Origin of the sequence: Campylobacter concisus (assembly GCF_050447485.1) — a bacterium.
GTDB classification, from domain to species: domain Bacteria; phylum Campylobacterota; class Campylobacteria; order Campylobacterales; family Campylobacteraceae; genus Campylobacter_A; species Campylobacter_A concisus_BQ.
The window spans coordinates 1,431,210-1,455,773 of sequence record NZ_JALMFY010000001.1 but is presented as its reverse complement, the minus strand read 5'-3'; the positions used below and the strand labels follow the sequence as shown (position 1 = coordinate 1,455,773).

24 protein-coding genes and 1 pseudogene are annotated in these 24,564 nt (G+C 42.2%); 22 read left to right on the top strand and 3 right to left on the bottom strand.

Going from position 1 to position 24,564, the window contains the following annotated elements; translation table 11 throughout:
* Nucleotides 1-62: 62 nt before the first annotated feature.
* From rlmB to MTT29_RS07330, 12 genes are all read left to right on the top strand, one after another.
* Nucleotides 63-743 (top strand): 23S rRNA (guanosine(2251)-2'-O)-methyltransferase RlmB, encoded by a 681-nt coding sequence (rlmB, locus tag MTT29_RS07385; RefSeq protein WP_429800210.1) that lies wholly within the window; start codon nucleotides 63-65, stop codon nucleotides 741-743.
* Nucleotides 736-1,677 (top strand): phosphatidylglycerophosphate synthase, encoded by a 942-nt coding sequence (locus MTT29_RS07380; RefSeq protein WP_429800209.1) that lies wholly within the window; start codon nucleotides 736-738, stop codon nucleotides 1,675-1,677. The genes rlmB and MTT29_RS07380 overlap by 8 nt, the downstream gene beginning before the upstream one ends.
* Nucleotides 1,671-2,453 (top strand): hypothetical protein, encoded by a 783-nt coding sequence (locus tag MTT29_RS07375; RefSeq protein ID WP_429800208.1) that lies wholly within the window; start codon nucleotides 1,671-1,673, stop codon nucleotides 2,451-2,453. The genes MTT29_RS07380 and MTT29_RS07375 overlap by 7 nt, the downstream gene beginning before the upstream one ends.
* Nucleotides 2,454-2,462: 9 nt before the next feature.
* Entirely contained in the window at nucleotides 2,463-3,671 is a 1,209-nt protein-coding gene (locus tag MTT29_RS07370; RefSeq protein ID WP_103583400.1) for an LL-diaminopimelate aminotransferase, read from the top strand.
* A complete protein-coding gene (locus tag MTT29_RS07365) occupies nucleotides 3,668-4,930 on the top strand; it encodes a homoserine dehydrogenase (protein ID WP_429800207.1) in 1,263 nt (420 codons plus the stop codon). The genes MTT29_RS07370 and MTT29_RS07365 overlap by 4 nt, the downstream gene beginning before the upstream one ends.
* A gap of 1 nt (nucleotide 4,931) precedes the next feature.
* The gene (locus MTT29_RS07360; protein WP_004317970.1) at nucleotides 4,932-5,273 is read left to right on the top strand and encodes a YraN family protein; all 342 of its coding nucleotides are present in this window, start codon (nucleotides 4,932-4,934) and stop codon (nucleotides 5,271-5,273) included.
* A gap of 73 nt (nucleotides 5,274-5,346) precedes the next feature.
* Nucleotides 5,347-5,661, top strand: a complete 315-nt coding sequence (gene trxA, locus MTT29_RS07355; protein WP_021092602.1) for a thioredoxin — start codon at nucleotides 5,347-5,349, stop codon at nucleotides 5,659-5,661.
* Nucleotides 5,661-6,107, top strand: coding sequence for a hypothetical protein (locus MTT29_RS07350; protein ID WP_004318021.1), 447 nt, complete (start codon nucleotides 5,661-5,663; stop codon nucleotides 6,105-6,107). The genes trxA and MTT29_RS07350 overlap by 1 nt, the downstream gene beginning before the upstream one ends.
* Before the next feature lie 9 nt (nucleotides 6,108-6,116).
* A complete protein-coding gene (locus tag MTT29_RS07345; RefSeq protein ID WP_429800206.1) occupies nucleotides 6,117-7,055 on the top strand; it encodes an NAD(P)/FAD-dependent oxidoreductase in 939 nt (312 codons plus the stop codon).
* A 276-nt stretch (nucleotides 7,056-7,331) separates the two neighbouring features.
* On the top strand, nucleotides 7,332-8,102 hold the full coding sequence (gene dapB / locus MTT29_RS07340) for a 4-hydroxy-tetrahydrodipicolinate reductase (protein WP_429800205.1): 771 nt from the start codon (nucleotides 7,332-7,334) through the stop codon (nucleotides 8,100-8,102).
* 274 nt (nucleotides 8,103-8,376) lie between these two features.
* Entirely contained in the window at nucleotides 8,377-9,714 is a 1,338-nt protein-coding gene (gene purF / locus MTT29_RS07335; protein WP_149708118.1) for an amidophosphoribosyltransferase, read from the top strand.
* Nucleotides 9,711-10,373 (top strand): hypothetical protein, encoded by a 663-nt coding sequence (locus MTT29_RS07330; protein ID WP_429800204.1) that lies wholly within the window; start codon nucleotides 9,711-9,713, stop codon nucleotides 10,371-10,373. Before purF ends, MTT29_RS07330 begins: the two co-directional genes overlap by 4 nt.
* A 365-nt stretch (nucleotides 10,374-10,738) precedes the next feature.
* Here the strand turns inward: MTT29_RS07330 and MTT29_RS07325 are convergent, their stop codons facing one another.
* On the bottom strand, nucleotides 10,739-11,896 hold the full coding sequence (locus MTT29_RS07325; protein WP_429800203.1) for a double-cubane-cluster-containing anaerobic reductase: 1,158 nt from the start codon (nucleotides 11,894-11,896) through the stop codon (nucleotides 10,739-10,741).
* Entirely contained in the window at nucleotides 11,883-12,662 is a 780-nt protein-coding gene (locus MTT29_RS07320; protein ID WP_429800202.1) for an acyl-CoA dehydratase activase, read from the bottom strand. Before MTT29_RS07320 ends, MTT29_RS07325 begins: the two co-directional genes overlap by 14 nt.
* Nucleotides 12,663-12,813: 151 nt before the next feature.
* Here MTT29_RS07320 and MTT29_RS07315 point away from each other — a divergent pair, with 151 nt between their 5' ends.
* The 6 genes from MTT29_RS07315 to MTT29_RS07290 are packed head-to-tail and all read left to right on the top strand — an operon-like array spanning nucleotide 12,814 to nucleotide 17,243.
* The gene (locus MTT29_RS07315; protein ID WP_429800201.1) at nucleotides 12,814-14,166 is read left to right on the top strand and encodes an MATE family efflux transporter; all 1,353 of its coding nucleotides are present in this window, start codon (nucleotides 12,814-12,816) and stop codon (nucleotides 14,164-14,166) included.
* A gap of 44 nt (nucleotides 14,167-14,210) precedes the next feature.
* Nucleotides 14,211-14,879: a CsgG/HfaB family protein gene (locus MTT29_RS07310; protein WP_103574801.1), complete on the top strand. Its 669-nt coding sequence runs from the start codon at nucleotides 14,211-14,213 to the stop codon at nucleotides 14,877-14,879.
* A complete protein-coding gene (locus MTT29_RS07305) occupies nucleotides 14,864-15,268 on the top strand; it encodes a DUF4810 domain-containing protein (RefSeq protein ID WP_429800200.1) in 405 nt (134 codons plus the stop codon). The genes MTT29_RS07310 and MTT29_RS07305 overlap by 16 nt, the downstream gene beginning before the upstream one ends.
* A complete protein-coding gene (locus tag MTT29_RS07300) occupies nucleotides 15,258-15,935 on the top strand; it encodes a DUF799 domain-containing protein (RefSeq protein ID WP_012001042.1) in 678 nt (225 codons plus the stop codon). Before MTT29_RS07305 ends, MTT29_RS07300 begins: the two co-directional genes overlap by 11 nt.
* 5 nt (nucleotides 15,936-15,940) lie before the next feature.
* Nucleotides 15,941-16,843 carry a DMT family transporter gene (locus MTT29_RS07295; RefSeq protein ID WP_012001041.1) on the top strand — a complete coding sequence of 301 codons (903 nt, stop codon included), beginning with the start codon at nucleotides 15,941-15,943 and terminating at the stop codon, nucleotides 16,841-16,843.
* Nucleotides 16,821-17,243: a Sua5 YciO YrdC YwlC family protein gene (locus MTT29_RS07290; RefSeq protein WP_103636940.1), complete on the top strand. Its 423-nt coding sequence runs from the start codon at nucleotides 16,821-16,823 to the stop codon at nucleotides 17,241-17,243. The genes MTT29_RS07295 and MTT29_RS07290 overlap by 23 nt, the downstream gene beginning before the upstream one ends.
* A gap of 895 nt (nucleotides 17,244-18,138) precedes the next feature.
* Here the strand turns inward: MTT29_RS07290 and typA are convergent.
* On the bottom strand, nucleotides 18,139-19,941 hold the full coding sequence (gene typA / locus MTT29_RS07285) for a translational GTPase TypA (protein WP_004317297.1): 1,803 nt from the start codon (nucleotides 19,939-19,941) through the stop codon (nucleotides 18,139-18,141).
* A 1,249-nt stretch (nucleotides 19,942-21,190) separates the two neighbouring features.
* Here typA and MTT29_RS07280 point away from each other — a divergent pair.
* From MTT29_RS07280 to MTT29_RS07265, 4 genes and pseudogenes are all read left to right on the top strand, one after another.
* Nucleotides 21,191-21,502, top strand: a pseudogene (locus MTT29_RS07280) (flagellar hook-length control protein FliK); the annotation flags it as partial.
* Between the two features lie 8 nt (nucleotides 21,503-21,510).
* Nucleotides 21,511-22,218 (top strand): flagellar basal body rod modification protein, encoded by a 708-nt coding sequence (locus MTT29_RS07275; RefSeq protein WP_004317379.1) that lies wholly within the window; start codon nucleotides 21,511-21,513, stop codon nucleotides 22,216-22,218.
* A gap of 5 nt (nucleotides 22,219-22,223) precedes the next feature.
* Nucleotides 22,224-23,825, top strand: coding sequence for a flagellar hook-basal body complex protein (locus MTT29_RS07270; RefSeq protein WP_429800199.1), 1,602 nt, complete (start codon nucleotides 22,224-22,226; stop codon nucleotides 23,823-23,825).
* Between the two features lie 166 nt (nucleotides 23,826-23,991).
* Nucleotides 23,992-24,561, top strand: coding sequence for a hypothetical protein (locus MTT29_RS07265; protein ID WP_103581629.1), 570 nt, complete (start codon nucleotides 23,992-23,994; stop codon nucleotides 24,559-24,561).
* Nucleotides 24,562-24,564: the final 3 nt, after the last annotated feature.

The window sequence follows — 24,564 nt, the reverse complement described above, 5'->3', positions numbered from 1 at the left end:
TCACTCAAATTTAGAAGCAAAATAAGTTAAATTTTACTTGACTTTAGCTACCATAAGCAACCATGATAATATACGGAAAACAGCTATTTTTACATATTTTGAACAAGCGCCCACAGATCCTAGAAGAGATCTATCTCTCAAAAGAGTGTGATAAAAAACTCTTCTCAAAAATTTGTGGCACAGGCAAGAAGATCATCCGCGTGGATAATCAAAAAGCTCAGTCGATGGCGCATGGCGGTAACCATCAAGGCTTCTTAGCAAGCGTTAGTGAGTTTGAGTTTTCAGACTTTAGCGAGCTAAAAAAACTAAATTTCATCGCCGTGCTTTATGGCATAAGCGACGTTGGAAACATCGGTGCTATCGCTAGAAGTGCCTATGCTCTAGGTTGCGAAGGACTTGTCATCGTTACAAAAAGTGTAAATATGCAAGGCGTTTTAAGGTCAAGTAGCGGTGCTGCTTACGAGATACCAATAGCCATTTTTGAAGACGGACTTAGCCTTCTAAACGAGCTAAAACAGTGTGGCTTTAAGCTCTACGCGACGGCAAGTGATGGCAAAAATATAAAAGAGATGAAATTTGCTGGCAAAAGGGCTTTGGTGATGGGCTCAGAGGGCGAGGGCATACCGCAAAAAGCTCTAGCAAAGTGCGATGAGTGCGTCGGTATCAAGCTAAAAGACGGCTGGGATTCCCTAAATGTAAGTGCAGCTTTTGCGATAATTTGTGATAGGATGATAGATGAATGAATTAGAAAATTTAAAAGAGATAGGTATAAAGGAAATTTCGCGTAAAACGCACATTGAACCCACTTTTTTACAATACATTTTTGACAAAAATTTTGAAAAATTATCACGCTTAAACATGAGAGGCTACGCCAAAATTTTACAGCGTGAGTACGGCGTCGATCTTAGCGAACTTCTCACTGAATACGACGTTTTCATGCAAGAAAACATGCCTGATGAGAGCAAAAAAACAAAAGTTAGCCCAAAAATTTCTTCTTACACACCTGAGGATGTCTCGATCCAAAGACAAAGTAGCGGCGGCGGGGCTGGATTTTTCTTCTGGATCATCATTTTAGCTATCATCGCTGGCAGCGCTTACTACTTTGACGCTTACAAATACGTCCAAAATTTTATCGCAAGCTTAAATGAAGACAACACAAGCGTGAGCTACTCGCAATCAAGCATCGTCAATGAAGTGAAGAAAAATATAATCGACACAAACGTAACGATCTCTCAAAACACTACAAAGACCGATGCAAACGCTTCAAGCGTGAAAATTTCAGCTCCAGCTGAGCAAAACGTGACTGTAAGTCCTGCTAGTATAGAGCAAAATGCTGTAAAACCTAGCATGGCAGCCCAACCAGCTCCAAAAATAGAGCAAAACGTGACAAAGCCGCTAAATGAGGCAGTCATCACACCAAAACAACGCGTTTGGATAGGCATCATCAACCTTGAAAATGGCCAAAAAACATCAAGCGATACAAGCAAAAGTGTCAATATAAATTTAGACCAAAGACAGCTAGTCGTTTGCGGAAATGGCAACATCGAGCTTAAGATCGGCGATAAAGTAACAAAGTATAACCCAAGCCGTCCAGCTAGATTTTTAGTAGAAAATGGCGATATGAAATTTTTAACTTATGACGAGTTTGTCGAGATGAATAAGGGCAAATCTTGGTAAAAAAACTAGCCATATTTCTTCTTTTTAGCGTTTTTTCATACGCTTTTGATCTAAATAGCAGTGCAAACGCACTAAGCAGTGGGAAAGATCTACAAATTTCTTTAGAAAATTTAGACACTAACGGCTCGCTAAACGTTGGCGAGCTGGTCTCAAGGCTAAAACAAAGCTCGAACTACGATGCTCTCTCTTTTAGCTCAAATAGCTTAAATTTAAAATTTATAAGCACGCAAAAAGTCCCCTCAGCTCTATTTGTAAAATCGATAAATTTAGCTCTTGAAGATGCAAATATAAGCGTGGCAAGGGTAAATTCTCTAAAAAATGGCAATGAAATTTCTTATGGGATTTTAGCTCTAAAAAGTGGCGGCATAGATCCAAATTTACTAAATTTCACACTTAGTAAAAGTGGCTTTAAGATCATGGGATTTGATAGGCTTGATGGAAATTTAGCGCTTTATTTGGATGCTAAAAATATGAGCCTTGATGCGTCAAAAGTAAATTTTAACGAAGAGACCCCACTTATCAAAAGTGGCGGCGTCTATATCGTAGATGTAGCAGGTGCAAGTAGCCTAAATATCATCTCAAACGAGCCAAACAAATGGGTGCCACTTGTTAGAATTTATGATAAAAATTTAAACCAAATCGATCTAAAAAGAGAAAACGAGATAAAAACTAACTACACCATAAATTTAGCTAGTGACGCAAAATATGCGTTAATTAGCGACAATAACGACATAACTAACATTAAAAACGAGATAATTATCAAGCTTATAAAATAGGAGCAAACAGTGTTTGATGAGATAAGATTTAATACAATTGAGCGTTTGCCAAACTACGTTTTTGCCGAAGTAAATGCTATAAAAATGGCAGCACGCAGAGCTGGCGAGGACATCATCGACTTCTCTATGGGCAACCCAGAGGGCAGAACGCCGCAGCACATCGTCGATAAACTATGCGAAAGCGCACAAAAAGACAAGACTCACGGCTACTCAGCCAGCGCTGGAATTTATAAGCTCCGCCTTGCCATTTGCAACTGGTATAAGCGCAAATACGGCGTAAATTTAGACCCAGAAACTGAAGCAGTTGCCACCATGGGTAGCAAAGAGGGCTTTGTGCATCTTGCTCAAGCCATAATAAACCCAGGTGACGTGGCTATCGTGCCTGACCCTGCATATCCGATACACACGCAGGCCTTTTTGTTTGCTGGCGGAAGTGTCGCAAAGATGCCACTTCACTACAATGATAAATTTGAACTAGATGAGAATAAATTTTTTGAAAACTTAATCCAGACGATACATGCAAGCTCACCAAAACCAAAATATGTAGTCGTAAATTTCCCTCACAATCCAACGACCGTGACCGTGCAAAAGAGCTTTTACGAGCGCCTTGTAAGCGTTGCAAAGCAAGAGAGATTTTACATCATCTCGGATATCGCCTACGCTGATCTTACCTTTGATGGCTACAAAACGCCAAGCATCTTTGAAGTAGAAGGCGCAAAAGACGTCGCAGTCGAATGCTACACCCTTTCAAAAAGCTACAACATGGCTGGCTGGAGAGTCGGCTTTATGTGCGGAAACAAGAGACTTTGCGCCGCACTTAAAAAGATAAAATCATGGGTTGATTACGGCATGTTTACGCCGATACAAGTATCAGCCACAGTCGCGCTTGACGGCGATCAAAGCTGTGTTGAAGAGATACGCCAAATTTATGAAAAAAGAAGAGATGTGATGATAGAGGCCTTTGCTCAGGCTGGTTGGGAGCTTAAAAAGCCAAATGCCAGCATGTTTATCTGGGCGAAACTTCCACCAAAGGTTAGCCACTTAGGCAGTCTTGAGTTTTCAAAGCAGCTTCTTACAAAGGCATCAGTCGCCGTTAGCCCGGGCATTGGTTTTGGCGAGGGAGGAAACGACTATGTGCGTCTAGCTCTTATCGAAAACGAAAATAGGATAAGGCAAGCAGCAAGAAATATAAAAAAATATTTGAAAGAATTTGAATGAATGTAGCGATATTGGGCGTTGGAACCGTTGGCGAGTCGGTCGCAAAAATTTTACTAAAAAACAAAAAGCTAATCGCAGCAAGATGTGGCGAGGAGATAGTGCCAGTAATCGGTGTGGTTAGAAATTTAAACAAAAAAAGAGATGTAGGCATACCGCTAACTGATGATATAAATAGCGTCATAAACCGCGATGATATCGACGTTTTTGTCGAGCTTATGGGCGGTGTTGAAGAGCCTTTTAGAGTGGTGAGTGAAATTTTAAAGCGCAAAAAAGCGGTCGTCACTGCAAACAAGGCGCTTCTTGCCTATCACAGATACGCTTTGCAAAATTTAGCTAAAAATATGCCATTTGGCTTTGAAGCGAGCGTGGCTGGTGGCGTGCCGATCATCAGGGCTCTAAGAGAGGGGCTTAGTGCCAACCACATCCTAAGCATAAATGGCATACTAAATGGCACCAGCAACTACATCCTAACCTCGATGATGAATGAGGGCTCAAATTTCAAAGATGCGCTTAAAAAGGCGCAGGAGTTCGGATATGCCGAGGCTGATCCTACCTTTGACGTGGGCGGCTTTGATACGGCTCACAAGCTTCTCATCCTTGCAAGCATCGCATACGGCGTGCACGGCGATCCAGAGGATATCTTGATCGAAGGGATACAAGGCATCACGCCAGAAGATATATTTTTCGCAAAAGACTTTGAATACTCTATCAAGCTTCTAGCTATCGCCAAAAAAAGCGAGGGCAAGGTCGAACTACGCGTGCATCCAGCGCTTGTACCACAAAATAAAATGATAGCAAAGGCAAGTGGCGTAACAAATGCGATCAGCGTCGTTGGCGAGGTTGTTGGCGAGACTATGTACTATGGCCCAGGAGCTGGCGGCGACGCGACAGCAAGTGCGGTAATTAGCGATCTCATCGATATCGCAAGAGATAGCAAGTCGCCGATGCTTGGATACAAAGCGCCATTTGAGCTAAACACCTTAGAGCTACTTGATCGCGACAGGATAAAGACGAAGTACTACTTTAGGCTAAAAGTTGAAGACAAAATGGGCGTGCTAGCAAAGATCACAAATTTAATGAGTGAAAACAACCTCTCGATCGACAGCTTGCTGCAAAAGCCAAAAGATGAGAGCGAGTATGCCGTGCTATTTTTCACGACGCACACGAGCTTAGAGGCTGATGCGAAGCGAACGATGGAGCTTTTAAAAGAGCAAGAGTATATAAAAGAAGAGCCATTTATGATGAGGATCGAGGAGTAGCTTGGGGCTAAAAGAGTATCTCTTTGGCAAGAGCTCCGAAGATAGGGCTTGCGAGTTTTTGCGTAAGCTTGGTTTTGTCATTTTAGAGAGAAATTTTCACTCTAAATTTGGCGAGATCGACATCATCGCGCTAAGTAGTGATAAAATTTTACATTTTATAGAGGTAAAAGCAACTAGCGGAGGATACGAAGCGGAGTATAGACTAAACAAGGCAAAATATATGAAAATTTTAAAAACAATAAATTTTTATATGATGAAAAATGAGCCAAACAGGGACTATCAGCTCGATCTGCTTGTTGTAAAAAATGAAAATTTTGAGCTGATAGAAAATATTAGTTTATAATAAAATTTATTATTTAGCTAAAATTTAAATTTGATTTTGTATAATTGCCACATCTTAAAAATAAGGAGAACAAATGGGAAAATACATCGAACTCACAAAAGAAAATTTTGATGTAACAAAAGAAGGCGTTGCTCTAGTAGATTTCTGGGCTCCATGGTGCGGACCTTGCCGTATGCTAGCTCCAGTGATTGAAGAGCTTGCTGAAGACTTCGAGGGCAAAGCGAAAATTTGCAAGGTAAATACTGATGAAGTGCAAGATCTTGCAGTTGAGTTTGGCATCAGATCGATCCCAACATTGCTATTTTTCAAAAATGGCGAGCTAGTTGAGCAAATGGTCGGTGCACAGTCAAAACAAGCCCTAACTGACAAACTAAATTCGCTTCTTTAATGAGCGAAAAAAGAAGAGGAAGTCTGCTTCCTCTTACCTATATATTTGGTTCATTTTTTGGTGCAGCTATGATAGCGGCTGCATTTGCGTATAGCAACTATCGTTTTTCACAATATAAATTTGTTGATTTTGCGAAGCTGGTTTTTTACGAAAAAAGCGAAATTTTCACTCCAAAAGAGCCAAAATACACGCTTTTAATCTTCAGTTCAAATCAATCAAAATTAGACGAAATTTTACCAACCAAAAATGAAACAGTTGTGGCGATCGATATCTTTCAAAAAAGATATGAGTCAAACTCAACACTAAAATACATAAGCTCGGATATAAATACAGTTTTGGAGCTGATGCGAAATTTAAGCATCACAAAGCTACCCAGCAGTGTTGAGATAGTTCATCAAAGAGGCGAAATTTATAAACAAAATTCGTCCATAAATGTTTTAGAATAAAGGAAATTTATGCTTGATTTAGCGATCATCGGAGGCGGTCCAGCAGGACTAAGCGCCGGACTTTACGCCACTAGAGGCGGATTAAAAAATGTTGTAATGTTTGAAAAAGGCGAGCCTGGCGGTCAGATCACCTCTAGCTCAGAGATAGAAAACTACCCAGGCCAAAAAGCCCCTGGCGAGAGTGGCTTTGACTTTATGAGCACTTGGTGGAAGCAGTGTAGCGCATTTGGACTAGTTCATAAGTGGGCAAATGTCGTTGGTGTTAGAAAAAATAACGACGGTAGCTTTGAAATTTTGCTTGAAGGTGGCAAGAGCGAGCAGGCAAAGGCTGTCATCGTAGCGACTGGCTCAACCCCAAGACGTGCTGGCTTTAAAGGCGAGGACGAGTTCTTTGGCAAAGGCGTTAGCACATGCGCAACATGCGATGGCTTCTTTTACAAAAACAAAGAGGTAGTAGTCCTTGGCGGTGGCGACACAGCTGTTGAAGAGGCACTTTACCTAGCAAATATCTGCTCAAAAGTTTATCTAGTGCATAGACGTGACGAGTTTAGAGCGGCACCAACAACCGTTGAAAAAGCTAGAAAAAATGAGAAGATCGAGTTTATAACAAGTGCGACTGTAAAAGAGGCGCTTGGCGATAAAATGGGCCTAACAAAGATCGTGCTTGATACTAAAAATGGCGAACGCGTGCTTGATGTGCCGGGCATTTTCACTTTTGTCGGACTAAATGTAAATAACGAAATTTTAAAAGACGAAAACGGCAAATTTATTTGCGAAATGACTGATGGCGGACAGGTAAAGACTAACCTTAAGATGCAAACTAGCCTAAAAGGGCTATTTGTAGCAGGCGACATCAGAGAGGACGCTCCAAAGCAAGTCATCGTAGCAGCAGGTGACGGCGCAGTGGCTGCACTTAGCGCTATGAGCTACATAGAAAGCTTGCATTAATACTCAAATTTAGCCAAATTTTTGGCTAAATTTCTCTTTTAAAATAAACCGCTTTTAGCAAAATTTATTTTCAAAAATTGTATTAATAAAATAACTCTAAACATAGCGAGTCATCTTTTTTGCACAAAATAGGCAAAAGTAGGCGCGTCTAATAATTAGCAAAATGATAATTTTTAATTAAATTCTAGCTACAAGTAGCCCTTTTCAAAAGCCATTTCGTAATCTCTCTATAATAAATTTTATGTTAAATTTCAACCAAAAATCAAAGGATAAATTTTGGTAAAAATAGGACTTTACGGCGCTAGCGGTAAGATGGCTCAGAGCATCATCTCTTGTTTAAAAGATGAGAAAAATGCCATTTTAAGTGTTGCGTTTAGCCAAAAAAATGAGGTTGAAAATTTAAGTAGCGAGCTTTTAACAAACGACCTTGCTAAATTTTTTGAAGCGTGCGATGTCATCATCGACTTTAGCCAAAAAGAGGCGACCGTAGCACTGCTAAACTACGCTAGGACCAACCCAAAACCACTAGTCATCGGCACGACTGGACTAAGTGACGACGAGAAAAACTTGCTTCAGCTAGCATCAGGCACTATGCCAATACTTTATGCAACAAACATGAGTCTAGGCGTAGCAGTGTTAAACCGCATAGCAAGGATAGCTTCAAAAGTTTTAAGAGAATTTGATATCGAGATCGTCGAGCAACACCACAGACACAAAAAGGACGCTCCAAGCGGCACTGCGATGACTTTAGCAGGCTGCGTGGCAGAGGCAAGGGATCTAAATTTAAAAGATGTTTTAGTAACAGGCAGAGCTGGCATGGTGGGCGCAAGAAGTAAAGACGAGATCGCAGTTATGGCACTTCGTGGAGGCGACGTAGTCGGTCGTCACACGGTTGGTTTTTATAATGACGGCGAATTTATCGAGCTTAACCACACGGCAACTAGCAGAGCGACCTTTTCAAAAGGTGCCATTAAGGCTGCCATCTGGCTAAAAGATCAAAGCAGCGGCCTATACTCAATAGATGATAGTTTGGGGCTTGATGATTAAATTTAAGCTTGATGATATAAAGAGATACGAGTTAGAATTTGGCGATAAATTCTACCTGCCAGAGTATAAAAAGCGTCAAAATTTAAGAGCTAATGAATTTGGTTTGAGATGATAAAATTTAGTTTTAGCGTATGTGGATTGTTATAAATGGTGCAAATAACGGCAAATGTGCCAGCACTTTGGGCAACAAGCCACTTTCAAAATGCTGCTTAGGCGTTGGCTATGAAATTTAACTGCAAAGATGAAATTTAAAAAGATGAAAAGAGGATAAAAGATGTGTGCGATAGTTGGTATCATAAATTCTAAGGATGCGGCGAAAACGGCGTATTATGCGCTATTTTCTATGCAACACCGCGGTCAAGAGGCAAGTGGCATAAGCGTCTGTAACGACGGCGAGATCTCCACTCACAAGGGCAACGGCCTAGTCACTGAGGTCTTTAACGAAGAGATCTTAAGCTCACTAAAAGGCGACATGGCGATCGGTCACAACCGCTACGCAACAGCTGGCAAAAACTCAGGCCGTGACGCCCAGCCAATAGCCGCCAACTACGCCCTAGGTCAAATCTCAATCGTCCATAACGGAAATTTGGTCAATAAAGATGAGGTTAGAGACGAGCTTATCAAAGATGGCGCGATATTTCAGACAAATATGGACACCGAAAACATCATCCACCTCATCGCAAGAAACCACGACGAACACCTGCAAGATCGCATCATCGCAGCACTTGATAAGATAAAAGGCGCTTACTGCTTGCTCGTGCAGTCACGCCACAAGACCTTTGCCATAAGAGACCGCTGGGGTGTTAGGCCGCTAAGCCTTGGTAGGCTAAAAGATGGCGGATATATCGTAGCTAGCGAGACTTGCGCATTTGACCTTGTGGGAGCGACATTTATGAGAGATGTTAGACCTGGCGAGATGATAGTTTTTGAGCATGGCAAGAGCGAGTTTCAAAGCTTGCAAATTTTCGAGCCAGATCCTAGAATTTGCGCCTTTGAGTACATCTATTTTGCGCGCCCAGATAGCGTGATAGAGGGCAAAAGCGTCTATGAAGTGAGAAAAAAGATGGGCGAGGTGCTAGCTAGAAAGAGCAAGGTAAAGGCTGACTTTGTCGTGCCTGTGCCAGATAGTGGCGTGCCAGCAGCGCTTGGATATGCAAATGAGAGCAAAATTCCATTTGAGCTTGCCATCACCAGAAACCACTATGTGGGCAGGACTTTTATCGAGCCAAGCCAGGAGATGAGAAATTTAAAGGTCAAACTAAAGCTCAACCCAATGTCAAGCGTGCTAGCTGGTAAAAGTATCGTCGTGATCGATGATAGCATCGTTCGTGGCACCACTTCTAAAAAGGTGGTCGATCTCTTAAGACACGCAGGGGCGAAAGAAATTCACTTCAGAGTTGCGTGCCCTGAGCTAAAGTATCCTGAGCGATACGGCATCGACACACCAAGCTTTGAGGAGCTAATAAGCGCCAAAAAAAGCGTCGAAGAGGTCAGAGAGTACATCGGAGCCGATAGCCTAGAGTTTTTAAGCATCGATGAGCTTAAAGAGAGCATCGGCAACGAGAGAAAATACTCGCTTGTTAGCTTTGATGGCGATTACTTCATAAAATGAGAAATTTAGTAGTTTTGCTGCTAGCAATACTCTTTTTTGCTGGCTGCTCGCAAAAGACGCCTAGCAAAAAGGATGAAATTTCTATCATAGTGAGCTACTTTGAGCTAAATGGCAAAAAGCAGCAGCTACTCATAAAAAGCATGCCAAATTTGGCTGATAAAAATGCCAGTGTGCCATTTTTTGGCATGGTAAATTTTCTTGATCAAAATAAAACTACAAGTGCCTACTCTCTAGTAAAAGGCGTTATAAACGTCATTGAAGCAGATAGCGCCTCTATAAATTTAAACAAAGCTAGTGACGTTTTAGCTCTTAAAAAAGCTAGCGAGATAAGGTTTTATGAGATAAGGCCTGATGTGGTTGAGAGTGTTAAATTTAGATCACCAAACGGCGTTTGTGGCGAGTTCTTGGCTCAAAAGCCAGTTTTTGTAAATGCGGCCACCAACTACTACTTAAGAGATGATAGCTTTTTTGCAAGTTTAATTGATGCAAAATTTGTCTATAAAAAGGGTGCAAAGATACTAAAAAAGGAGTTTGCTTATAGCATCTTAGAGCCCAAAATCCTAGAAGAAGCCAAAGAATTTACACAAAAATCAAACCAGCTTTTCTTAAATGATATGCAAAAGCTTGGCAGACTGCTTGACATACTCTGCACCTTTTAGCTAGCACTCAGACATTAAATTTAAACTTTTTCATCAAGATAAAAAAGCAAATTTTAGCTCCTGTTCTAGTTGGTGCGCTTGCTGCAAGTAGTACTCCTACATGGAGTTTGTTTGACGGCTATAGAGAAAAGACTAAAGAATATAACGATAAGATGAAAAGTGGAATTCAGTTCTTTATGATTATCAACACATGAGATATATCTATAAAGATGCTTCTGCATGGTGGCTTTTGCTCTATTAAGCAAGCCAAATAATAAATTTTATTCGCTTTAGCTGACTTGTAAATTTAGTAAATTTCACTGCATTTAAAGTCAGCTATTTTAAATTTAAAGCTAAATTTAGCCCCCTGCTCTTTTAAATTTAGACTAAAGCATCTCTATAAATGCCTCGAGCCTTGTCTTGATCTGCCCAGCATCGCTTGTAGAAAAGTCCGTCTCGAGCGCCATATAAGGCGTATCTACGTCATTGCACGCCCTTTTTATATTGGTAGTTTCTACGTTGTAGGTGTGACAGGCTTGCAGCACAACGTCGATCACGCCGTCCGCCTTATACTCTTTTATCATCTCTTGTAGCACATTTTCTCTATCTTTATTTGGCGACATGATCGAGCAAGGTATCGCCATGTAGCGCTTGGCGATGGCGCTAATTGGATCGTCATTTTCATCGACAAGGTTGCTAAAGTTTTTAGTTCCAGTGCAGTTTTCGTAAGCCACCACGACGCCGCCTGCCTCTTCTATGGCTGGTACGATCTTGTCATAAACCCCGCCACTTGGACAGCCTGTGATGATGATGCGTTTGGCGTCCTTATGCACGGGTGAAATTTTGTCCCTCACGCACTCTTTTAGCTTATTTACGATGATCTCAAGGTCGCTTATCTGCTCCTTTTTATCAAATATAAAGCCATTTCCATATAGCAGTGCGTGCAGCTCTTTGCCATTCATCGGTGGTGGCGTTAGCTTCATGAAATTTTGAATTTCGCCCATCAGCTCGCGCTCTTTGTTAAATAGCCTGATAGAGTTTCTAAGCTCCTCATCGCTCACTTTTACATCAAATTTAGCCTCCAGCCGCTCCTTTAGCTCCCTAACCTCATCTTGCCAAAGCTCCAGGCTCTTTTGGCTCTTGAAATGTGGCAAATGCATGACGTGCACATCTTTAAATTCGCCCATTAGCTCATACATCTTCTTCTTGCCGTCGCACGTCGTTTCGCCGATGACAATATCAGAATTTCGCACAAATGGGCACTTGTTTGCCTTGGCAAAGCCATAGCTTGCCTTTATGAGCGGGCAGAGGTTTTTAGGCAGGTACTTTTCACCCTCGACCACGGCGTTATCGCCAGTAGCGCAGACGCTCACGCTGTGGGCATTTGCTGCGTGGATGAGCTCTCTTGGCGTGTAGGTGCAAAATATCGCTGCGATCTTTTGGCCACTATTTTTGACCGCTTCGACGTTTTGGGCTAAATTTTTCTTAGCGCTGTCATAGGTAGCGAAAATTTCGCTTAAATTCATGTTCTCATTTATTGCCATATTCTCTCCTTAAATTTCTTATCCCTGCAAGGCCAGCGCCGATCGCACCGCAGTAGATCGCATCTTTGTGCGTGGTGACTCTAGCTTGCAAGCACGCTTCTAAATTTTCTCTCACATACTCGCTCTTACTAAAGCCACCGCTTAGAAAATAGCTCGTATTTGCCTGTTTTTTGACCAAATTTGAAATTTTATTTATAGCTGAGATGATCACCGCTTTTGCGATATTTTCTCGTGAGACGTTTTGAGCGATAAGGCTTATGATCTCAGACTCCGCAAAGACCGTGCACATCGAGCTTATGGATATATCTTTATCGCTATTTTTAGCAAGACGTGTCAGCTCATCAAACCTAACTCCAAGGCGGTTTGACATCACTTCTAAAAATTTACCAGTACCAGCTGAACATTTATCATTCATCGTAAAGTCCATCACCGAGCCATTTTCAAGCTTGATAGCCTTCGTATCTTGTCCGCCCACGTCTATAACTGTGCAGTTGCTTTTGCAAAAGTAGTGCGCCCCAAGCGCGTGACAGGTGATCTCTGTAAAAGTTTTATCAGCGTATGGCACCGAAACTCTGCCGTAACCTGTCGCAGTAAAATATAGCTCGCCAAGGTTTAAGCCTAAAATTCGCTCTTTTATAAGCATAGCCGTATCTGCGCTGCTCCAGCCAGTTGGGAGTAAAAAGAGCTCCTTTATCTCGCCGCTACTTGCCTCTATGATCGCGACTTTTGCAGATGTTGAGCCTATATCAATACCGATTGAGTGCATTTTGTATCCAAAAAAGGTCTTTCTAAAACTTAGAACTGGCGTGATTTTACTCACTTTAAGACAAATTTGTCAATAAATAAGACCCAAAATTTATAGCCCTTTCACCTTTTAAAATTTATAATTTACCCACACTTTACAAAGGGGATGAAATTTGAAAAATTTGACAACCGAGCAGAGATTTTTCTCAAATGCCGACCTTGCAAGGCTCTTTTTCCCTATCGCCGTAGAGCAGTTTTTAGAGTATAGCCTGGGCCTTGCAAACTCGCTAATGGCAGCAAGCGTTAGCGAAAGTGCGGTGAGCGCGGTAAGCCTTGTGGAGTTTGTCATGGCGCTATTTATTAGCATATTTACCGCCATAGCCACTGGTGGCTCGGTGGTCGCTAGCCAGTATCTAGGTAGCAAACAAAGTGGCAACGCCAGAAATACCGCCGATCAGCTAGTTTGGTTTAGCCTGATTTTCGCCATCTTTATAGCCCTTGCCATCATAGTTTTAAAAGATATCATCTTAGATAAAGTCTTTGGCGATATCGGCGAGCAAGTGAGGAGCGATGCTAGCCACTACCTAGTTTTCTCAGCCATTTCAGCGCCCTTTCTAGCCCTCTATGCAGCAGCTGCGGCGATCTTTCGCACGATGTCAAACGCAAAGCTACCTATGTATATCATGGCGGCTGCAAATTTACTAAATGTGCTGCTAACTGCCATTAGCATCTACACATTTCACACAGGGGTGCTTGGCATCGCCATTAGCACGCTCATAGCTAGAGCGATCGCTTGCTTTGTCATAGTCTATCTGCTACTTGATATAAAGCTAAAACTTCACATAAGAAAGAGCCTTTTCTATAAATTTGACTACGAGATCATCAAGAAAATTTTAAATATCGGCGTGCCTTATGGCTTTGAAAATTCGATGTTTTACGTGGGTCGCATCATCGTTTTGAGCCTTGTTTCGCTCTTTGGCACGGCAAGCATCGCTGCAAATGCCGTGGGCGGGACTATCGTGATGTTTCAGGTGCTCCCTGGCATGGCGATAGGCACAGGCCTAAGCGTAGTAGTGGCTAGATGCATCGGCGCAAATGACTTTAATCAGGCTAAATTTTACGTAAGAAAATCAATGCTAAGCATCTACATCGTACAGCTTTTTAGCACGGCTGTCGTGTTACTGCTTCTTGAGCCGCTACTTCGCATTTATAATCTCTCTAGCGAGGCCATAAATTTAACAAGGCAGATCGTCTGGTATCACGGCATCGCTATGTGCCTCATCTGGCCGCTTGCCTACACCTATCCGACCGTTTTTCGTGCTGCTGGGGACGCAAAATACCCGATGATAGTAAATTTAGCCTGCATGTTTGCCTGCAGGATCGTGCTAGCTTATATCTTTGCACTCACCTTTGATCTTGGCATGATAGGCACTTGGTTTGCGATGTTTGCCGACTGGGCGGTAAAGGCGGTGCTCTTTGTGCGCAGATACGCAAATGGCACGTGGATGAAATTTCGAGCCATTTAAAAAAAAGTAGTAATATACACACGATTTTGTCACAAAGGATAAAGATGAAAAATGTTTTAAAATTTAGTGCAGCTCTAGTGATCGCATCGCTTTTTGCAGGGTGTGCAAGCGAGAGCTCAAGAGTGGTTGAAACTCCAAAAGTAGCAAGCTACGGCTCAGTTTATAACGGCAAAAAGGTCTCAGTTTCTATTGGTCGCTTTAATAATCAATCAAACTACGGTAATGGCGTTTTTAGTGATAACGAGGATAGACTTGGCAACCAAGCTCAAAGCATCCTAATTACAAATTTACAGCAAAGCGGTAGATTTTTGGTGCTTGAGAGATCAAATATGTCAGTCCTTAAACAAGAGAGCGAGCTAAGCAAAGAGGCTCAAAATTTAAAAGGCTCAAGATACGTCATAACTGGCGATGTGACTGAGTTTGGACGCAAGACAACAGGCGATCACCAGCTATTTGGCATACTTGGCAAAGGTAAGCAACAAACCGCCTACTCAAAGGTAAATTTAAACGTTGTCGATACCAAAACGGCTGAGGTCGTCTATTCAGTTAGCGGCGCTGGCGAATACACCCTTTCAAATAGAGAGATCATCGGCTTTGGCGGTACCGCAGGATACGACTCTACGCTAAATGGCAAGGTGCTAAGCCTAGCGATAGTTGAAGCGGTAAATAACCTAGTAAATGGCATAGAAAGCGGAGCATGGCAAGTAAAATAGGGCTTGCCAGCCTTGGCGCTCTTGCGCTCGTGCTAGCAGGGTGCAGCAACGCAAGTGGCCCAAGGTCGCTTTACTACTGGGATGGCACATATAGTAGCTCGCTATATAGCTATCTAAGCGAAGATGGCGACGCAACTGAGCAAATTTCACGCTTAGAAAATTTAGTGCAAAACTCAACCCAAAGGGGCTACAAGGTTGCGCCAGGGCTTTATGCACACCTTGGACTTTTATACTTAAATAATGGAAATTTAGGCGCTGCAAATGCAAATTTTGACAAAGAGGTGCAAAATTTCCCAGAGTCAAAAGAATTTATAAATTTCATCAAGGGCTCTAAAAATTTAACCCCAAAAAAGCAGAGCAAAAAAGAGGGAGCGAAAGATGAAAAATAGCCTGAAATTTATAGCTGTGACGCTTCTTGCGATATTTTTTGCGGGTTGTTCTTTTAAAGAGCCTGAGCCATACGACTACTCAGCCTTTTTACAAAAAAAGCCACGCTCCATCCTAGTGCTCATGCCAACAAACGATAGCACCGAGGTAAGCGGCTCGGCAGCGGTTCTAGCTAACTCAGTAGCCCCACTTAGCGAGGCTGGATACTATGTATTTCCAGTGGCTCTTGTAAATGATACATTTAAGCAAAATGGCATAACCGAGCCAAGCGAGATCGCAGCCGTGCCACTAAATAAGCTTGATAAAATTTTCCACGCCGATAGCGTGCTTTACATAAACATCAAAGACTACGGCACGAGCTACGTCGTGGTCTCAAGTTCTACAAAGGTAGTGCTTGAAGCAAAGCTAGTCGATATAAAAAGCGGTGCGACGCTCTGGCAGGGCGAGGCAGAAGCCGCAGAGGATAGTGGCAGCGGGCAAAACAGCCTACTTGGCATGCTAGTCTCAGCCGTCATCACGCAGGTAGCAAACACCATCTCAGATAGATCATACGATCTAGCAGTAAGAGCCGATGCCTATCTCTTTTCTAGAAACTGCCACGACTGCATACTTTATGGGCCTTATTCGCCTCACTACGGCAAAGACGCCCAGCTACATAAAGATAGATAAATTTTATGTCCAGCCATCAACTTGGAGTGCTTCTTACGCTAGTTGGTGGCGTTCTTTGGGGATTTAGCGGAGTTTGCGGGCAGTATCTCTTCTTGCAAGGCATTAGCGCTGATTTTCTAGTGCCTTATAGGCTCTTGCTAGCTGGTGCTCTTATCGTGCTCTACTACGCTTTTAAGGCTAAAAAGGCCGTTTTTGCGCCAGTTACTGACGTAAAACTGATGGCTGAGCTTTTTATATACGCCCTGCTTGGGCTAATGATGACGCAGTATGCTTACTTTTACTCTATCGAGCTCTCAAACGCCGCAGTTGCGACAGTTATCCAATACACCGCTCCAGTTCTCATCCTAGCCATCATCTGCCTAAAAGAGAGGCGAGCACCAAGACCGCTTGAAATTTTAGCCCTACTTTGCGCGATGCTTGGCGTCTTTTTCTTGGCTACTCATGCGCAAATTTCAGCCCTTGTCATCTCGCCAGAAGCGCTATTTTGGTGCTTGGTAAGTGCTGTTTGCGTCTGCGTTTATAACCTAGCTCCCGCAAGGCTAAATGCCAAATACTCAGTCACGCTCACGCTTGGCTGGGGCATGGTGATAGGTGGCGTGGTGCTTTGCCTTTATATGAGAGTGTGGGAGTTTGCGGGGCTTAGTGGCACGGCGCAGTGGCTGGCATTTCTCGCCGTTATCACGCTTGGCACGATATTTGCATTTAGCTTTTATATGACTGGTGTTAAGCTCATAGGCGCCTCAAAAGCCAGCATGATAGCCTGCATAGAGCCACTAAGCGCGGCATTTTTTGGCTACTTTTGGCTTGGGACAAAATTTGTCTTTTGGGACTTTTTAGGCTTTGTTCTCATCATATCGTGCATATTTTTACTTTCAAAGAAGAGAGATGATATATCTAGCGCAAACTGACACGACGGCTGGCTTTTTAAGCAAGGACTACAAGGAGATAAATCACGTCAAAATGCGAAGCGAGGGCAAACCTTGCCTCATCACGACGGCTAAATTTAGCGTTTTACATGAGCTTGCTAGAGCGCCAAAAAAGTATAAAAATTTCATCCGCCGCTCAAGAAAGACGACATTTTTATATCCAAATTTAAAGGCGATCAGGGTCGTAAAAGAGTGCAAACATGAGAAATTTTTAAGCAAATTTGACTGGCTTTACTCAAGCAGCGCGAACAAAAATGGTATGAAATTTGACGAAGTTTGGGCTAGAAGCGTGGCTGATGAAGTTGTTGATGAACTATTTTTTGAAGATACGCCATCAAAAATTTATAAAATTTCAAAGAGCAGACTAAAAAAGATCCGCTAGTTAAATTTACTCCCTGCACTTTTTATAAATTTAGGTAGCTTTTATTGTGGTTTGAGGTGATAAATTTGCTAAATTTCATCACTAACAAGAGTGATTTTAAAAGATAGTTTTTTAGACAAGGTCTAAATTTAATCTACTAATTAGATAAATTTACAAATAGTCAAACCAAATTTAGCCTTTCACTTGCTATAGACCTCGCTTCAGACTATATTTTAAAATTTAAAGTCTGCCAGATGCTTTAGCCAAGCACTGGCTGATATAAATTTGCACCAATATATAAAGTTGCCCACTAAAATCAAAATTTATATCGCTCAAATCCTATCAACTCGCATAAATTTACAAATTTAGAGCGAGAAAGGACTAAATTTCATTAAATTTAGTCTGTTTGTGCGGATAAAGTAGCTATTCATCGCAACGCCACTACAACCACGCAAGTAAATTCAGTCAAGCCACAAATTTAAAATTTAAGCCACTACTAAAATTTGGATGCAGAGATAGTCAAATAAGCAAATTTAACAGCTCTCAAAACCTAAATTTAACCCTTTTGCAAATTCAAATAAGCAAATTCACTAACCACAACTAGTTGCGTTTTCACGGGCAAAATAGTCTTTGTAAAACGCAAACTACTCTATAAATTTCTCGTGACGGTATCAGATCATATAAATTTACTTATCAAGCATAAATTTACAAATTTGAAGCGCCAGAACTCAAAAAACAAAAAGTAGCCTTTATAAATTTAGGGCAGTTAAAACCCAAATTTGACTAAATTTAGCCAGCACTATTTGGCACGAGCAGATAAATTTACAAACTAGATTATTAAATTTGCTTTTGGGATTAAATTTCACTTGCTAGCCCCTTTGGCTGGCACCAAAGGGATTTTGCTAGCAAATTTGGATTATAGTTTTGCTTTTCTTTTGCGCTCTGTTGGGTCTAGATAGCGCTTGCGAACGCGGATATTTATAGGTGTAACCTCGACTAGCTCGTCATCTTCTATCCACTCTAGCGCGCGCTCAAGGCTTAGCTTTCTAGGTGGCACAAGCTTGATCGCATCGTCACTGCCGCTTGCACGCACGTTTGTTAGGTTTTTGCCCTTGATAGGATTTACATCAAGGTCGTTTGGACGGCTGTGCTCGCCGATGATCATGCCCACATAGACTTTTGCTTGCGGATCAAGAAATAACACGCCACGATCTTGCAAGTTAAATAGCGAATAAGCAAGCGTTACGCCGTTTTCCATAGAAACTAGCGCGCCATTTGTTCTGTGCTCGACGGTGCCGCTTAGTGGTCTAAACTCCAAAAAGCTGTGGTTCATAACGCCCTCGCCTTTTGTATCAGTCAAAAACTGGCTTCTAAAGCCGATAAGGCCGCGCGCTGGGATCTCAAATTCGATCCTTGTTTGGCCGTCGCCTGTTGGGTTCATAGAGACCATTTCAGCCTTTCTTTTGCCTAGTTTTTCGATGACTGTGCCTGTCGTATCATCAGGCGCGTCGATCACTAAAAGCTCGTATGGCTCGCATTTTACGCCGTTTATCTCTTTTACGATGACCTCAGGTCTGCCAAGTAAAAACTCATAGCCCTCGCGGCGCATATTTTCAGCCAAGATAGTGATCTGAAGCTCGCCACGGCCGCTTACTTTAAATTTGCCCTCGCCGATGTTTTCATACTTCATCGCGATATTTGTCTTCATCTCATTTGCAAGGCGCTCATCGATCTTGTTTGATGTGACGTGTTTGCCCTCAGTGCCTGCTAGTGGGCCGTCATTTACAGAAAATACAACGCTAAGGGTTGGCTCTTCGATGTGAAGAGGATCAAGTGGATGTGGGTTGTTTGGATCAACGACGCTGTCGCCAACGTCAAGCGCGTCAAAGCCAGCGATCGCTACGATGTCGCCAGTGCCAGCCTCATTTATATCGATCCTGTCAAGTCCCATAAAGCCGATGAGTTTTGAAATTCTACCAGTTGTCTTTGTGCCATCAGCCTTTGCAAGCATGACGTTTTGGTTTTTAGCTATCTTGCCGTTAAAAATCCTCGCGATGCCGATCTTGCCGACATAGTTGTCATAATCAAGCGTGAAAACTTGAAGCTGAAGCGGGTTCTCGTCGCTGCCGCTTGGGGCTGGTACGTGAGCTAGGATAGTCTCGAAAAGTGGCTGCATATCTTTGTTTTCATCGCTTAGTTTTAGCTTTGCGTAGCCATTTTTTGCAGCTGCATAAACTACTGGAAATTCTAACTGCTCGTCGTTTGCATCAAGCGCGACAAAAAGGTCAAAAATTTCATTTATAACGCGGTCTGGATCGCCTGCAGGTTTGTCTATCTTATTTACGACGACGATTGGGCGAAGTCCAAGTGAGAGCGCCTTTTTGACGACAAATTTAGTTTGTGGCATAACGCCTTCTTGCGCATCGACAAGTAGTAAAACGCCATCAACCATCTTAAGAACACGCTCTACCTCGCCACCAAAGTCGGCGTGGCCTGGGGTGTCGATAATGTTGATCTTTGTATCTTTGTAGCGAATGGCGGTGTTTTTAGAAAGGATCGTGATGCCACGCTCTCTTTCGATGTCGTTGCTATCCATTACACGCTCGCCAAGGTTTTGATGCTCGTTAAATGTTCCTGACTGCTTCAAAAGCTCATCAACCATTGTTGTCTTACCGTGGTCGACGTGCGCGATGACGGCTATATTTCGTATCTTTTCCAAATTTTTCTCCGTTTATTAGTTTGATATTTTTCGCTTATCAGTTTTAAAATAGGGGCAGATTATATCCAAATTTTTATAAATTTTAAGCTGATATCAAGAAATTAATTTTTGGAATAGATTTTGCATGTAAGCGTTAAGTTTTTAAATTTAAAGGGATTAAATGCAAGCTTACACAGCGAAAAACAACGTAGATTTGCTAGCTCCTGCGGCTACTAAAAAGCCTGCGGCTGCGAAGAAGTCTCAAAACAACGGCGAGTTTTTGTCGATGGTTTTGGATGCGGCTGCGAGCAAGGCAAATAGCGGTCAAAAGATCACCGAAAAGGATGTCAAAGAGATAGTAAAAACTGTTGATATCCAAAAAGAGACGATAGAAAAGGCGCAAAACGAAAGCGTGGCAAAAATTTCAGCAGCACTTGAAGAAAATTTGGACGAAGATACAAAAAATGAGCTCTATGAAAATGCAAATTTCATGCAGCTTTTGCAAGTTTTAGAAATTCTAAATGGCAATGAAAAAGTAAGTAAATTTCCAAATTTCAGCGACAAAATAGCAAATTTCTTAAGTGTGCCCCAAAACGTCGAAGAGCTTAGCAACGTTAAAAGCGTTAGCGATCTTATCGACCTTGCTAAGAAATTTGACCTTGGCCTTGAAAATATAGAAATTTCAAATGAAGATGTGCCAAAACTAAACGATATGTTTAAAAATTTGGGCAAGCAGGAATTTTTCACGCCGATAAAGACTGAGGACAAGCCTTTTTACCTAAAAGAGCTAAAAAACGAGGTCGAGCAAACTATCATCAAAAACGAGCCAAAAGAGGTCGTAAAGCTTGATACTTTGCTAAAAGAGGTGGTGGCAAATCCAACAAATGAAGTCAAAAATTTAGTCAAAGAAGAGCCTAAAAAACTAGATGATAGTGAAGTAAGGCTTGATGATGAGCTAGTGGATGTTGAGCCAGAGGAGCAGCCAAAAGAGCCAAAAGCAAAGGTAAATTTACACGAGCAAAAGGCACAAAAAGTCCCAACTCTTGAGTCGCTACTCTTTCCAGAAAGAGAGCAGATGAGCGAGACTGAGCCAAGCGAGGAGACCTTTAGCAGTGATAATAAATCAGAGCTAAATCAAATGGTAAAAGATATCGCAAATAGCGCTAAACACCAGCTTCAGACAAAGGCGGAGATAAAAGAGACGCTTAGTAACTTCTCTTCTACGCTAAAAGAGCAGGTGCAAAACTACAAAGCGCCGATCACTCGCTTTAACATCACGCTTAACCCGCTAAATTTAGGCGAGGTCGAGATCACGATGGTAAATCGCGGCAATAATTTGCATGTAAATTTTAGCTCGACAACAGCTACGATGAACCTCTTTTTACAAAACCAAGCTGAGTTTAAAAACAGCCTTGTAAATATGGGATTTACCGAGCTTGAGATGAATTTCTCAGACCAAAACCAAAGACAAGAAAAAAGAGAACAAACAAAGAACAAATATAGCTCAAATCAAAGCGACGAGAGCGAAAACGCTCAAGCGGAACAAAGCTTGCTTGAGCTAGTAATACCAAGATATATTTAGGAGAGATTATGGCTTCAGTTTCAGATATAACTACACAAACAACGCAACAAAAAAATGCCGAGAAAAAGGCAAAAGCAAGACAAGACGCTGCAGCTAGCACAGGAACTAATCCAAATGGACAGCTTGACAAAGATGCATTTATGAAGCTACTTTTGACAGAGCTTCAGTACCAAGACCCAACAAGCCCTATGGATACTGAAAAGATGCTCACTCAAACTAGCCAACTAGCGTCAGTCGAGATGCAAGAAAACACAAACAAAGCGATGAAAGAGCTAGTAAGTCAGCTAAAGTCAAACGCAAATGCCTACGCTATTTCAGCCCTTGGCAAAATGGTCTCAACTGGCTCAAATGCAGTCACACTAACAGATGAGAAAAAAGATGCAAAATTTGCGCTTTACTTTAAGACAGATCTTGCAAATGGCAAAATAGAGGTCAAAAACGCAAATGGTCAAGTCGTAAGAACAACTGATCTAAATGAGACAAATGCAGGCGTTCATAACCTAGCTTGGGACGGCAAAGACGCATCTGGCAACCAAGTGCCAAATGGCTCATATACCATTTCAGCGACTTACACTGGCAAAGATGGCAAAGAGTATAAAACACAAGTAGGCAACTACCCAGTCGAGGCGGTGAAATTTGTAGATGGCAAGGCTATGATGAAGGTAGCTGGCGAATACGTTTCAATGGATAAAGTATCTGAATATTACGAGGGCTAAAAGCCATGATGAGAGGTTTTTACAACGGGGTTAGCGGCATCAAGACGCAAAGCTTTGGCATGGATGTTTGGTCAAACAACATCTCAAACATAAACAATGTCGGTTTCAAAGCTTCAATCCCTGAGTTTAAAAATTTAATAAACCAAAACCTAGTCTCAGCTGGCAGTGGCCCAACTAGCGATCAAGTAGGACTTGGAGCTACTAAGCAAACGACTGCGCTTGACATGTCAAATGGTAGCTTTCAAAGCACTGATAACAACTTTGACCTTGCCATAGGCGGAGATGGCTTCTTTGGCGTTGTCGATAAAACAGGCAAAAACTACTACACAAGAACAGGTACTTTTGACATAGACGCGGCTGGAAATTTAGTAGATACTAGGGGAAATTTACTCCTTGGCACGCTTGCAAATTTTACTCCGACCACGCCAAGCGCGAGCGCCCTTAAAAAATATGGTCAAACCTCAAGCGCCCCACAAGCTTACACGGTCTCGCAAGAGGAGCTAAGTCTGGGCGATCCTGGCTCGCAAAAGGGCATAACACTGCCTCATTTTTTATTTATGCCAGCTGAGGCTACTACAAACATCAGCCTAAAAGGCAACCTAAACTCAAGCCGCATAACAGATAAAAAAACGACAGCGCTTGAGGCTAGCCAATACGCCTACACGCTTGATAATACCAACAAAACGATCTCGCTAAACGGACAGATCCCGCTAAGCACCACATCACTTGGCGCAAAAGCTGGCGACAGCGTGGTCGTAAAAGTAAAAGATGGTGATGGTAAATTTAGCGAGTTTTCAACAACGCTTGAGGGTGATGGTACTTGGCAGATAAACGACAAGAGCCTTAAATTTATGGATTTTGCAAATTTAGAGGTAAATGCTGAAGTCACCTCACTCGTTGAAGTGCCAAACAAAGAGAAACTAACCTCTGATATCTACAACGCAGACGGCACAAAAAGTTTGGTCACTATAAATTTAACCAAGCAGATCCCACAAACTGGCGACCAGACTATCTGGGACGCGGTGGCAACGATAACTGATGCTAGCGGAGCCGTGCAAAATACCGCAATGGGCTCGCTTACATTTAATGGCAGCGGCAGGCTTATCGCAAATACACTAACAAGCGTTGGCGGCGTAAATTTAAACTTCGAAGGCGACGGCGATGCGGACGTTTATAACGGCATGACAAGCTCAGCAAACGCCAGAAAAGACTTCAACATAAAAAGAGATGGATACGCTGAGGGGCTTTTATCAAAGTATAGCGTCGATGACCGTGGCAACATCATGGCAAATTTCGACAACACTCGAGCATTCCCCGTGGCAAAAGTGGCGCTTTACCACTTTATAAATGACCAAGGCGTGGCAAAGGTTGGTGACAATCTCTATGAAGCAACAGCCAACTCTGGCGAGCCATTTTTTTACAAAAACAAGGCTGGCGAAACCGTTTATGGGGCGCAAATTTTGGCAAATAAACTTGAGATGAGTAACGTCGATCTTGGTCAAGCACTAAGCGAGGTGATCGTCACGCAAAAGGCCTACGAAGCGAGCGCAAAAAGCATCACGACAAGTGATGAGATGATACAAACTGCTATCCAGATGAAGAAATAATCCTTAAAGTAAATTTGGGCGAGCAATCGCCCTATTTTTATAACTTTAAATTTACTTTATCCCTTTCAAATCCCCTAAAATACTCACTTTTCTCAAAATATAGCAATATAATTTTAAGCGTGCTGGTTATAAAATTCATTTAATTTCTTTTTTTAAGGATTGTCAAATGAAAATGCTATTTTTAGCCCCAGTGCTAGCATGTAGTCTTGCCTTTGGTGCTGATGTGATCGCAAAAGACGCAAACATTACACTTGATGGCAAGATGATCGGTAAGATCGAGGTTTTAACGCCAGTTGAAGTCGTCGAAAAAGGCGATAAAACAAGCAAGATCAAGGTTAGTGGTGTAGTGTCGGCAAACTACTTAGCCCAGCTTCAAAGAAGCGTAGAAGATCCTGAAGTCTTTGTAGCTTTTGATAACGAGAGCGAGGCAAATTTCAAAAAAGTAAAAGATCTTGAAGATGACTACGGCGAGGTTTGGTATCAAGCTAATGGCATTTATGAAGTGCCAAATGACGCGCTTGGTGGCAACCAAAAAGAGCTTTACGCAAAGGCAAAGAAAATTTACGAAGAGACCTGCTCAGCATGTCACAGACTGCACGAACCAAACAGTTTTACAGCCGCTCAGTGGCCAGCAAATTTATCTGGTATGGTCGATGCGAAATTTGTCGCACTAGATGAAACTGACCTAAATTTAGTGCTTAAATACCTACAACACAATGCCAAAAAAGTAAAATAAATT